Source organism: Sinorhizobium sojae CCBAU 05684 (assembly GCF_002288525.1).
Taxonomy (GTDB): Bacteria; Pseudomonadota; Alphaproteobacteria; order Rhizobiales; family Rhizobiaceae; genus Sinorhizobium; species Sinorhizobium sojae.
On record NZ_CP023068.1, the window covers coordinates 1434721 to 1447091 of the forward strand.

The window sequence follows — 12371 nt, forward strand, 5'->3', positions numbered from 1 at the left end:
AATGCAAAAACTCATCGAAGTCCGGAACCTGAACATCGCCTATGGCAGCCCCGCCCGCTGGACCAATGTCGTGCAGGGCGTCTCCTTCGAGATCGCGCGCGGCGAGGCCTTCGGGCTCGTCGGGGAATCCGGCTGCGGCAAGTCCACCGTCGCCTATCGCCTGCTCGGCTACGGCACGATCAACAGCCTGGTGCAGACCGGCGAGGTGCTGTTCGACGGCATAGACCTGCTGAAGCTCGACGCGAAATCACTCGGGCGGCTACGCGGCAACCGCATCGCACTTGTGCCACAGAACCCGACGACCTCGCTCAGTCCCGGCATGCGGGTCGGTTCTCAGATCCGCGAGATGATCGCCACGCACAAGGCCTTGCCGGCCGGCATGACCATGCAGGCCCGCATCGCCGAGCTTTTTGCGCTGGTCGGCCTACCGGATGTCGGCCATCGCTATCCGCACGAGCTCTCCGGCGGCCAGCAGCAGCGCGTGACGATCGCCATGGCGGTCGCCTGCAATCCGGACCTGCTGGTGCTGGACGAGCCGACGACCGGCCTCGACGTCACCACGCAACGCCAGATCATACAGCTTCTCGGCGATCTCAGAAGCCGCATCGGCATGGCAATGCTCTACGTGACGCACGACCTCGCGCTGCTCGCCCAGATCGCCGACCGGGTGGGCGTCATGTATGCCGGCCAGCTCGTCGAAGTCGCGCCCTGCGATCAATTGCTGGCAGCACCGGCGCACCCCTATTCGCGCGGACTCATCGCCTCGATCCCGACCGTCGACGGTACGGAGCGGCAGGCGCGTGGTCTGCGCGGCATGTTGCGCCGTGACCAGATGTCGACCGGCTGCAAGTTCGAGCCGCGCTGCGATTTCGCGACCGCCGCCTGTCGCACCACGCCGCAGGCGCTGGAGCCGGTCGCTGACACCCGCGCCGTCGCCTGCATGAAATGGCGGGAGGCGGTGGCGCCTGAGACGCCAGTCGGCAGGCCGAAACGCCGTGCCGGTGTCGCGGCACGGCCCGAGCGCCTGCTCGCGGTCGCCGACCTCGATCTCAGCTACCGGAAACCCGGCTTTTTCGACAGGTTCTTTGGCCGCACAAGCCCTTCCGTGGTGCGCGATATCGATCTGGAACTGCGCGCCGGCGAGGTTGTGGCACTCGTGGGCGAATCCGGCAGCGGCAAGTCGACCATTGCCCGCGCCATCAGCGGCCGCCTGCCGCCGCGCGCGGGGCTGATCAGCCTTGCCGGCGGCCTGCTCGCGCCGGCACTGAAAAGTCGCTCGGTCGAGCAGTTGCGGCAGATCCAGTACATCTTCCAGAACCCCGACGCCTCGCTCAACCCCCGCCGCCGTATCCGGGCGATCCTCGAACGCCCGCTCGACCATTTCGGCATCAAGGCGGATGAGAAGACGCTTGTCGATGTGCTGGAAAATGTCGGCCTGCATGCCGGCTATCTCGACCGGTTCCCCGAACAGCTTTCCGGCGGCGAGCGGCAGCGCATCGCCATCGCCCGCGCGCTTCTGGTCAATCCAAAACTCCTGATCTGCGACGAGATCCTCTCCGCGCTTGACGTCTCGGTGCAGGCGCGCATTGTCGAGTTGCTGCGCTCCCTCAAGGAGAAACACGCCGTCGCCATGCTGTTCATCTCGCACGACCTCGCCGTCGTGCAGGAATTCGCCGACCGGGTCGCGGTGCTCTATCGCGGCGAACTCATGCAGCTCGCCGACACCGCAACGCTGCTTTCCGAGCCCCTGCATCCCTATACGGAAATGCTGCTGGAAGCCGCCCCGGGCCTTCGAAAAGACCATTTCATCTCCCACCCGCCCGCTGCTCCGACCTCGAAAGCGGTGCCCGGCGTTGGCTGTCCACTTGCCGGCCGTTGTCCCCGCCAGCTTGGCAACGTCTGCGCCGAAACCCGGCCGCCCGTCCAAGCAACGGACAACGGGTTCATCCGCTGCCATCTGACCACGCGCGACTTGGCAACCCGTGCTTCTCCGGCAAATCGCAGTGACCACTCGAGACAGAGCAGGTCAGTCTCCTGAGCCGAGAATATGTGTCCGGCGCCAGAATATGGTCGCAGGATCGGTAACAAATCCGCACCGAGCGTATATAACGCCTTGAACCTATTCGGACCCGAGACCAGTGGATCGAGCTTTATATTCGTTGATTACTCCAAGGATTTACGACGGTAAGTCCTGCCGCTTCAAAGGGGCTTACATCACGCGTCGCTATGATAAATCCCTTGGAGGCGGCAATGGCGGCAATATATCCGTCGGGCGTCGGGAAGCCCTTGCCGGCCGCTCGGGCCTTCACTGCTAAGGCGGCATAGTGCCGGGCAGCTCCGATGTCGAACGGCAATACGCGATCGCCAAACAGTGAGAGCACCCCGTCAAGCGTTTCGCTCAGGGCTTTCTTGCGCCGGCCATCCGGCAATGCACCGATTCCAAACATCAGTTCGGCCAACGTCACACTGGACAGATATAGGGTCTCGGCGACCTGCTCGTTCAACCAGGAGTGCACGACCGGATTGGGGGCTGGTTTCATCGCCTCGGAGACGACATTCGTATCCAAGACGATCATTCAAACCTCATTGGCTCCGCCGGCGCCTTGTCACGTACCTCATCAAACACTGCGAAATCATCATTGGTCAGTCCCAGCCGCCGGCCGACCTCAGCCAAGGCATCCCCCATGCGAACGCGCTGCTCGGGCTTTACCACACTTTCCAGAATGTCACGGACTTCCGCCTCGGTGCTGCGGCCGTGCATCGCCGCACGCACGCGTAAAGCGCGATGCACCTCATCGGGCACATTCCTCACTGTCAGGATCGCCATAGTCAGAAGCTCGAATTTGCCTTCAATGACTGCAATATAGTCGACATGCAGTCTCATTGCAATTGCTTGAGTGACTGCCTTTGCGATTTCCGTACATTTACATCTATCGTGTGGCCACGTTTAAAGGTGCCAGGTCCAAAGCTCCCGAGGCGAGACGCTGGCAGCTGTTCGCTCTACCATGATGCTGGTCCGCGCGCATTGCGCGACGCTCCGGGATAAAGCCAGTCGATGTCCGCATAAAGGCGCACGACCCTCTGTTAAAAGGGCGCCAAGAGAAACCTGTTCCGGCAGGCACAGGAACAGGAACGCACCAACCGCGCTTCAATGCTTTAAGTCTTGTCGACAGCGTTTTTAACTGCGTCCTTTAGCTTTCCCTTGGCTTGCTGGGCACCGCCCTTTACCTCTTGCGCCGCGCCCTTGGCGCGGAGCGAGTTGTTGTCGGTTGCGTCGCCTGCGGCCTTCTTGGCCTTACCAGCGAGCTCATTGGCCTTGCCGGCCACTTTGTCCTTTGCACTGCCCATGCGGGGTCTCCCGATTTGGAGGACGCGACTTGCGCCCCCACAGGCGCTCGAACGAGCGGCTCGGCGCTTTGTTCCCATTTGATCTGGATCAGGCGGCACGCATCAGCACCAGGCTCCTCCAGACGTAAGCTTTGGCTTTACCGATGTCCTCGCCCTTCACCTGGAATCCGAAGGGGTCAGCTCCACGATCCAACTTGCGCCTGCGGGTTCGGGAAGCCTAAACCCAACCGGCCCATCATCGGACTGAAGAGGATCAGGACTTCGTTCCGCGTGCTGGCCAAAGGACCGAGGGCGCTGGCGGTTGCCGCGACTATTGTGAGGCTTGGTATTACCGCATGCGACTCGCTCACGATGCCGTTCCACTCGATACATTATGCGATCTTCTGAGCACAGAGGGCGAACATTCTCGCAACCAGGCGGGCAGATGGCTCGTGAAGAACGGCTGCCCTCGACCCAAAGCGGACTTCGGATTATCTTCCGATGTACGAAGATCGGCGATTTATCCCGTTTGACCGGAGGCACTAGCGTCCTCTTTCCAACCCGTACGACACGATCGGCGCTGACAATGCGACGCAGCGGGAATCGCGAACATCCAGTGGGCGGTCCCGGAAAGCGCGATACCATTGCCCAATATATCAGGGCCGCTGGCTTCCACTGGTCGAATATGCGCGGCATCGACTTCGGCCCGGCCGCCGCCGTTCATCAACTTCAGTCCGGTGATCGCGCACCGCTTGTCGTAGGTTTTGAGGACGAGGTGCCGGAACAGGCGGTTTCGCACGATTCGGGAAGTGAGCTGAGTGACGCGATCGCGCTCCTGCTCAAGAACGAGGGGGTCCTGCCGTTGCTCGCCAAATCCGGGCGCCGGATTGACGGTCTCTGGCTCACCGACACATGCGATTGAAATCACCTGGAGAGATCGGCCTCACCGCGGACTGCGCCCGTCCGGAGATACGGCCGTCGTCATTCAGCAGGCCGCGTTCGATCACCGGCGCATTGAAATCATTGGCGAATTGAAAATCGCTAGTCTTACCATTTCACGTCGTCATTTCATCAACCGTCGCATCATCCGCCCGCTCCCTGATGCCCTTGAAAGATGGATGCTGCGGGTTTGCACCGGCTGGGCTATCTCTCGATCCCCCCGGATCCGCCACTTCATTGTTTGAGTTGTTGAAAAACTCGCCTCTCAACCGAGAAGCTCAAGCACCTTCGGGAAGCGCGGATGGCTACGGACCGCATCGAGATCCGAGTCATATCTGATCCACCTCTTTGTTTCATGGGTGGCGCCTGGAAGGAGCTCTAGTAGCAGGTCGACCGCTCGATCAGCTTCGCCCTCGAGCGAGTAAAAGCAAGCCACATTGTATTTTGCTAGACGGTCGTCCGGATCAATAGCCAGCGCGCGGCCTGCCCATTCTTTGGCACGATCAAGCTCACCAAGTGCTGCGAGACCCACCGCGCCCAGGTAGGCGGCTCTCGAGTTTTCCGGACGCAACGCGAGTTCACGCTCGGCGCGCGCGACACCTTCCCGCGCCGCCACTTTCATTTCATCCTCGCGCCCGAGCGACCGGAGAACGTTAACGAGCACAATCAAGGACTGGTAGTCGTCGGGCTTGATCTCTGCGGCGCGTTGGAAATGTCTGGCCGCTTCGTCCAGTTTTCCCTGGGCAAAGCAGGCTCGGGCGTAGAAGTAATTGGCTTCAAACAGATTTGGATCGAGGTTGATTGCCTGATCGAACTCCGCCATTGCTTCCGAATGCCGCTCGCGAAGCGAAAGCGCCAGGCCGAGTGAAGCATGCGCTTCTGCGAGGCCGCTCTCAAGATCTAAGGCCTTGGCACTAGTCGCCAGAATACCGTCGACCGACACATCAGCATTGTAGTGAAGGAAGAGAAAGGAGTCGCAGTCAGCAATGCCCGCATACGCCCGCGCGTAAAGCGGGTCGAGTTCAACCGCCATCTCGAACATGCGCTTCGCCAAGACGTAATGGGACTTGGAATGCCAGTGCAGGAATTGCCGTCCTCTAAGGTAGTACGCGTAGGCCTTGAAGTTCTCGGTCGGCACCCGGCCGATAACTTTCTTCTCTTCTGGCAGCAGCTTGACCTTCAAGTGGTCCACAATGGTATGGGTGATCTCGTCTTGTAAGGCGAAGATATCAGTCAGATCCCGGTCGTAGCGATCCGCCCAGAGATGACCGCCGCCCTTACCCTCGACGAGCTGCGCCGTGATGCGAACACGCGATCCGGCCTTGCGGACGCTTCCTTCGAGAATATAGCCAACGCTCAGATCTTGGCTCACCTGCTGCGTCTTAACCGGCTTGCCCTTGTAGGTATATACTGTATTGCGCGCTACGACGAACAGGCCGGAGATTTTCGTCAGGTCGGTAATAAGGTCTTCTGTGATCCCATCGCTGAAATATTCTTGCTCGGGGTCACCGCTTATATTGTTGAAGGGCAGGACCGCGATAGAGGGCTTTTCGATCTCCCAGGGCTCTTGGGTGTCTGCACCCGATCCGATCGTCCTGGCGGCCGGAGGAAAGCCCAGGGAAATGCCGTAAGCGCGCACCGGCCTATCGATGTTCTTGAGCGTGTGCTCACCCATGTCCTCAAATTGAAGATCGAGACGATTGCCGACGTTATCCCGGACCGCTGCAGAGACCGCGATCCCCCCCGGCGCTGCAAGTTTTTCGAGCCGTACGGCGACGTTGACGCCGTCGCCAAAGATGTCGTCGCCCTCTGCTATCACGTCCCCGAGGTTGATGCCCATGCGGAGCTCGATCCGGCTAGGTGGCTGCACACCTGCATTCCGCTCAAGCATACCGCACTGGACCGTGGCAGCACAGGTGACCGCATTCACGACGCTTGGAAATTCCGCTAGGAATCCGTCGCCGGTGTCCTTCACGATGCGCCCCTCGTACTCGGAAATCTTGGGATCAATAAGTTCCCTGCGGTGCGATTTCCATGACGCGTGAGTACCTGCCTCATCCCGGGCCATGAGGCGGGTATAAGTCACTACGTCCGCGGCGAGAATGGCCGTCAAACGTCTGTGCACGTTCGGATCGTCCATGTGCCCACCCAGTCTTCGTGTGCGCCACGGTTCGGTGTGCCATAGTCTCAGCCCAATCCAATCATACTCCAGCGGTTAGAGAATGTCTCGTTCTGGTGTGGTCAGGGACGACTGAACTCTGATCAATTCTCACGCAGACGAATGCTAATCCGGTTGCGGCGCAGACGACGAGTCCGAGGACGTATCGAGGTTAGAGTGTACCCGTCGCATCGTCCGCCGGCTCCCCGACCCACGATGGATGCCGCAGGTTTGCACCGAGAACGGCCAGCCGCTGTCCAAAGCAGAGATCAGGGCCGTCGAGGCGTTCACCCCCATACGTTTCTCGTGAGCGCGTTGAGATAGGACTTTAGTCCAACAAGAATTTTGCAAAAGGTCTTAGCCCACTCTGTCTATCTATTATCCCATTGAGCGCGCTTCATAATCCTTGAGCTACAACCTGTGCCGTGTGAGACCCTCCAAGTCTTGGTTGTAGGGCGTAGAGGAAATCGTGGATCTTCACACCACTGGGCGGAAGGCATCTGAGACTACGAGCTCGCGGCGCCTCGATTCAACGAACAGGCTGGTAGCCTTATTGTTCGTTTTCGGCCCGATCCTCCAAGCCTTATTCTATTTATTCTGTTGGTGGGTCATAGACGAGTTGACTGAGCCCGGCAGATGGTGACAGTCCCTGGGGCGGGCCGTCAAGTAATCTTAAACGCCGATCGCTCCTGCTGGTCTGCCTCTTTGGCGTGTGAGCCCAGCTATTGCATCCTATATATCGTCGGATCGCGCCCTTGAGGCCGGCCAGGATGGGCTCGAGCAGCTGCCGCCTCTCGCCGAGTGGCAGTCGTCGCAGATCTCGGCCGTCGAGATAGAGGAGATCGAAAGCGAAGAGGATGATCTCGTCTGGCTCATGCGCGGCCGGCCGGCGCCCGAGCGCTCGCTGCAGCATGCCGAAGTCGGAGCGCCCTTGCTCGTCGAGAACGACCGCCTCGCCGTCCAGGATCGTCGACTTCACTTTGAGTCGCCGCGCCTCGGCCGCAATCGCCTGCCTCTATCCACCGCCTGCTGTGGAAAAAACGTAAAAGTCCAGGCGGCTAAGAAAGTCCGGTACGTCGTTCTCCGAGAAACTACGAATTTCCCAGTTCGAGCCTATCCAGTCCTCGACTGGCTCCGGGACGCCGCCGAGTACTTTGGCAAACGCAACCGGAACGCCGAAGAGGCGATCCAAAACGCGCTCGACGACTGCGAGATCGTATTGCTGAATGCATTGTCCGTCAAAGAGCGGATGATGAACCACACACACGACACGCCGGGGCCGCAAACGCACCGGCGTGAGCGGCATCCGTCGAAAGACGGCAGGATGGTGCGCCAGAAGAATGTCGCAGGTCGCGTCTTCCGATCCGGTCAGCCAAGTTCGACTGCTCGATCACGGCTGCCAAGCGGCTATCGAAGACACCAACCGGAGGCCGTTGAGGCCCTAGAAAGGGCAGGAGACCAGTTCGGCGGCATGGAGGTGTCCGAAGCCAAGCGGCCGAAGACGCTGGAGGACGAGAATACGAAGCTGAAGCGGCTTCTGGCGGATGCGATGCTGGACAATGCTGCTTTAAAAGACCATAAGTTCGCGCCCGGGCCGATCCAGTCGCAAGCGCTGCCGCGATGAGAACCGATCCGAGACAAGCGTATAGAAGCTTGATCATTGACATTCCTCCCTTGTCAAATTGGAAAGCTTGAACCGTGTGAGATGATGGCAATCGCGGCCCCGGACGCCGCCGGTATCACGCAAAGCAATCCGAATGCGCAGAGGCGGGCAAAGCGGCTTTTGAGCCGGCCGATTCGTCTGATCCGCCGTGCGACCTCTGGAACGAGGAACACGAGCGTGAGGGTCGCAAGCGCAAGGAGATCGGCCTTACGGGTAATCAGCGTCACTGCGTAAACGACAGACAACATCCCGCCGGCTCCACCCAGAAAAGCGGGTGTTCCGAAAGGATTGTCCTCGTCCCAAAACTCCAGGCGACAATCGCCGAAAGGGCGGCTGCGAACATCAGACAAAGCTGCAGGCTTGACGAGGACGCACCGAATAAAGCGATCGGCGCAAAACCGGCTGAAGCGATGGCAAGAAGCAGCATCCGTTTGGCGCCATCTTCCCCGGCGGAGCCCCCAAAGTCACGGCGCAGCAAGGTCATCGACAACATGCCGGCGGCTGCGGCGAGAACCACTTCAAGCGGGGCGGCAGTTAGCCGGCTTTGTCCTATGTACAAGGCGGCGGCCAGCGGCTGCAGCACCACCGCCCAAGTTGTCAGCCGCGGTCGATCGGCAAGATCGACAGCAAGGCCTATGAGGGCACCCGCCATAGAAATGTAGAAAATCTTGTTCACTGCACCGATGGGCGGAAACGGCGGCACTTTCTGGTAGACGAGGAAATATGAGGCCAGGAAGGCTGCCGAACCAATCAGCCCGGCCCAGGCCGCGCTGAGACTGAGCATTCGGCGAAGGCCCGCCTGGACGAAGACGGCGCTTGTGATCGAAACCGTCCCGTTGAGCACGGCTTCCTGAGGAGTGCCTCCCATCGAAATCACGCCGTCAACCAACATAATTGCACGAGTTCGGCATCACCCCTCTCCTCCCCAGGTCGGCGACAAAGACCAATGATATTCTGATACCAGTTGGTCTTCTAATTCACTGATTCATGTGTGAGGGTCGTCAGCCTCAGTCGGACCACCTCAGCAAGGGACAGACCTTCGCGCAGCGATGGCGAGGCGGTCCTTTCTGCACACTGCGGCACGACCGCTTGCACCTCACGCAAGCGCTTCTTGAAGGTAGAGGCTATCGAAGACTCCAGCGGCGGACGCACGCTTCCCTTCCTCAAGCAAACCTGCGCGGATCATCAGGTCCACTGTGGTTTCGAGCGCTCTGTCGGGAATGGCGAGGCCCTGCGGCCACATGCCCATGTCGCGCATGTAGCGCAACCCTCGTAGCGCGAGATCGGCGTCCTTCGGCACGGTGATGCGCTGGAAAATCGGCAGCGTGATCTCCTCCTTCGCCGGATCGTTGGTGATCGCATGGGCTTCGGCGAGCGCTTTCAATAGCTTCCCCACTGTTTCGCCATTCGCATCAAGCCAGCTTTTCGCGGCGATGAGGGCTGCAAATACGATTTCCGGGATCGCATCATTGACCTCGCCGATCAGATTGTATCCCGCGGCTTCAGCGATGAAGTTCCAGGGCGCCGGCTGTGGGGCACAGTCGATCGCTCCGGCCAGGAGAGCCTCCCAACGCTTCGTATGTACGCCGGCGAGCGCGAACTCATAGTCACCCGGGTACTTCAACCCTTCACGGCCAAGCAGCAGCTGCGTATAGATCGCCGTGCCTTCCGTAAGCGACGAGGTACCGACCTTCTTGCCCCTGAGTTCGGCGATCGAGTCGATCGACGGATGCGCCACGATCGACATGGGAAGGCGGTTCGAGTTCGACCCAACAACACGCAATTCGCCGCCATTGATGTAGTTCGAAACGGCCCCTTCCGGCGGGGTAATCGCCAGATCCGCCACGCCCTCCAGAACGGCCGTCGTCGCCTTGTCGACGCTGCCCATGCGCAGATATTCGATCTTCAGCCCGTGTTTCGCGAAAAGGCCCTGCTCTTCGGCGACGAAGACCGGCAACCAGTTGAAACCCTGTGCACCGCCCGCCAGTTTGACTGTGGTCGTCATGAATATTCCTCCATTTATCGCTGCGAGATTACCGGCCTTGCGACTTGAGCCGCTTGTCGAGCAAGGGATAGACGCGCCGCGCATTGCCCTCGAAGATCGCGTGCCGGTCCTCGACGCTGAGATCGAGCGCGTCGATATAGCGCTTCGTGTCGTCGAAGCTGTGCCCCGTTTCTGGGTCCACCGCCTTGACGGCGCCGAGCAATTCGGATCCGTACAGGATGTTCTTCTTGTCCACCACGCGGAACAGCGTATCGATGCCGGCCTGGTGGTAGACGCAGGTGTCGAAGAACAGATTGTGCATCAGGTGCTCGGCCAACGGCGGCTTTTCGAGCATGATCGACAGACCCCGGTAGCGTCCCCAGTGATAGGGTGCAGCACCCCCACCATGGGGGATGATCAGGCGCAGCTTCGGGTGCCGCTCGAAAAGGTCGCCCTGTATCAACTGCATGAACACGGCCGTGTCGGCGTTGATGTAATGGGCGCCGGTCGTGTGCAGGCAGCGTTCGCAGGAGCCCGAAACATGGATCATCGCCGGCACGTCGAGCGCGACCATGGCCTGCCATAGTGGATCCCACCACTCGTCATAGATTGGCGGCGCGCTCCACCTCCCCCCCGACGGATCCGGATTGAGATTGCAGCCGACGAAGCCGTGCTCGACGCAATGCTCCAGCTCGGCAATCACCGTCGTCAGATCCCCATTGACCGTTTGTGGCAATTGGCAGACACTGGCGAAATTGGCCGGGAACATATCCACGATACGCCTGATGTTATCGTTCGATATCCGCGCCCATTCGTTGGCGATCGCCACGTCATCAATATGGTGGCCCATCCCCGAGGCTCTGGGACTTATGATAGTCAGATCCGAGCCGCGCTCCTTCTGCAGCCGCAGTTGGTTCGCCTCGATGATCGCGTAGAGCTCGTCGTCGGAAATGCCCAGATAGGCCGGCCTTTCGGCCGCTTTACCTTCCGCATAGGCGACCTGCGCCTTGCGGAACTCGTGATGTTTCTGCGGCTCGGTAGTGAAGTGGCCGTGACAATCGATAATCAGGGTCATCACGCGTCCCACTTCGCCGGCAGCACGTTCACGCCGCGGAAGCGCCAGCCCTTGGCTTTGATCTCCTGTTCAGGATCGAGGCGCAGGTTCGGCAGTTGCCGAAAGGCTTCCTGAAGGGCGATCTCGCCCATGGCGCGCGACAGGAAATGGCCCGAGCAGAAATGCGGCCGGAAGCCGAAGGACACGTGCTGCTTCTTCTTGCGGAACATGTCGAACCGGTCCGGATTGTCGAAGCGCGCTTCGTCGCGGTTCGCGGACCCCATCACGATGGCAACCGATGAGCCTGCGGGGATAGTGGTGCCGGCAATCTCGAAATCTTCAAGCGCGATGCGCGGGGTCACTCCGATCGGTGCTATCCAGCGCAGTCCCTCGTCAAAGGCCCTGAGCGCGTGTGCGGATGGGTCTTCGGCCATGACTTTGGCCTGCTCGAGATTGGAAAGCAGTCCCGCGCAAGCATTTGCAGCCGCATGTCCCGGCTCCTGCAGTCCGCCCAAGATGATGACCCGCATTGTCGGCGAGATTTCCTTCAGGCTGCGAACCTGCCCATCGGGCATGCCGCCATGCATGACATGGCTCATCAGCGTGCTGTTCGGCTTCGACAATGCCGCTTCATAAAGCGCGCCAAGCTGGTTATCGATATCCGCGAGTGCTGCGTCGAGCCGGTCCCAGACCGCCTGATCGTTGGATACGTTCTGCAGGCCGAGGGCCATTGCGTGAAACCACTCGACGAGATTGTCATTCGAAGTCTCAGTCAGCCCGATCACGTCGCCAATGCAGCGCACCGAGATCGGCTCGAAGAGCTCCGTCGTGAGATTCGCCTCGCCTTTGGGCTTGATCTCGTCAAGGAAGCACTGGACCACCGGAAGCGTGAGGCGCTCGACATAGGAACGCACCCGCTCCTGCGTTAGGTTGAGGTCGATGCCTTCGCGCAGGCAGGCATGCTCGTCGCCTGACATGGTCAGGACGTTCGGCATGCCCATGACGCGTGCCTCGGGTCGATCCGCAGCACCGGACGGCCCGAAGACCCTGTTGGTCGCACCAACTGTGCGGCAATCGTCATAACGGGTAACGAAATACTCGTTGGTGCCCTCGAAGAGCGCAACAGGCGCCTCGCTCCGCAGCCGCGCATAGACCGGGTACGGGTCGTTGTACAGATTTGCGCCCGTCAGTGCTGACGCGTCATATGCCATGTCTATCCTCCATTTGAAATCGCCTGACAACGGAT

General features: G+C 60.2%; 9 protein-coding genes and 3 pseudogenes. 2 read left to right on the forward strand and 10 right to left on the reverse strand.

Going from position 1 to position 12371, the window contains the following annotated elements; genetic code table 11:
- Position 1: 1 nt before the first annotated feature.
- Complete coding sequence (locus tag SJ05684_RS24335) at positions 2-2038, forward strand: ABC transporter ATP-binding protein (RefSeq protein WP_034859499.1); 2037 nt, start codon at positions 2-4, stop codon at positions 2036-2038.
- 112 nt (positions 2039-2150) lie between these two features.
- Here SJ05684_RS24335 and SJ05684_RS24340 read toward each other — a convergent pair whose 3' ends face one another.
- From SJ05684_RS24340 to SJ05684_RS30640, 6 genes and pseudogenes are all read right to left on the reverse strand, one after another.
- Positions 2151-2576 carry a type II toxin-antitoxin system VapC family toxin gene (locus SJ05684_RS24340; RefSeq protein ID WP_034859500.1) on the reverse strand — a complete coding sequence of 142 codons (426 nt, stop codon included), beginning with the start codon at positions 2574-2576 and terminating at the stop codon, positions 2151-2153.
- Complete coding sequence (locus tag SJ05684_RS24345; protein WP_034859510.1) at positions 2573-2827, reverse strand: FitA-like ribbon-helix-helix domain-containing protein; 255 nt, start codon at positions 2825-2827, stop codon at positions 2573-2575. Before SJ05684_RS24345 ends, SJ05684_RS24340 begins: the two co-directional genes overlap by 4 nt.
- A gap of 329 nt (positions 2828-3156) precedes the next feature.
- Positions 3157-3348 (reverse strand): CsbD family protein, encoded by a 192-nt coding sequence (locus SJ05684_RS24350; protein ID WP_034859501.1) that lies wholly within the window; start codon positions 3346-3348, stop codon positions 3157-3159.
- Positions 3349-3934: 586 nt separating this feature from the next.
- Positions 3935-4337: pseudogene (locus SJ05684_RS30635) on the reverse strand (HNH endonuclease); the annotation flags it as partial.
- Positions 4338-4531: 194 nt separating this feature from the next.
- The gene (locus tag SJ05684_RS24360; protein ID WP_034859503.1) at positions 4532-6406 is read right to left on the reverse strand and encodes an adenylate/guanylate cyclase domain-containing protein; all 1875 of its coding nucleotides are present in this window, start codon (positions 6404-6406) and stop codon (positions 4532-4534) included.
- Between the two features lie 760 nt (positions 6407-7166).
- Positions 7167-7433: pseudogene (locus tag SJ05684_RS30640) on the reverse strand (ATP-dependent DNA ligase); the annotation flags it as partial.
- A 450-nt stretch (positions 7434-7883) separates the two neighbouring features.
- On the opposite strand from SJ05684_RS30640, the pseudogene SJ05684_RS24370 reads away from it, so the two are divergent.
- Positions 7884-8000 (forward strand): annotated as a pseudogene (locus tag SJ05684_RS24370) (IS3 family transposase); the annotation flags it as partial.
- Between the two features lie 310 nt (positions 8001-8310).
- Here the strand turns inward: SJ05684_RS24370 and SJ05684_RS24375 are convergent.
- From SJ05684_RS24375 to SJ05684_RS24390, 4 genes are all read right to left on the reverse strand, one after another.
- Positions 8311-8955 carry a hypothetical protein gene (locus tag SJ05684_RS24375; RefSeq protein ID WP_244426735.1) on the reverse strand — a complete coding sequence of 215 codons (645 nt, stop codon included), beginning with the start codon at positions 8953-8955 and terminating at the stop codon, positions 8311-8313.
- Between the two features lie 228 nt (positions 8956-9183).
- Entirely contained in the window at positions 9184-10092 is a 909-nt protein-coding gene (locus tag SJ05684_RS24380; RefSeq protein ID WP_034859505.1) for an ABC transporter substrate-binding protein, read from the reverse strand.
- 28 nt (positions 10093-10120) lie between these two features.
- The gene (locus tag SJ05684_RS24385; protein WP_034859506.1) at positions 10121-11146 is read right to left on the reverse strand and encodes an amidohydrolase family protein; all 1026 of its coding nucleotides are present in this window, start codon (positions 11144-11146) and stop codon (positions 10121-10123) included.
- Complete coding sequence (locus tag SJ05684_RS24390; RefSeq protein WP_034859507.1) at positions 11146-12336, reverse strand: cytochrome P450; 1191 nt, start codon at positions 12334-12336, stop codon at positions 11146-11148. Before SJ05684_RS24390 ends, SJ05684_RS24385 begins: the two co-directional genes overlap by 1 nt.
- Positions 12337-12371 lie beyond the last annotated feature (35 nt).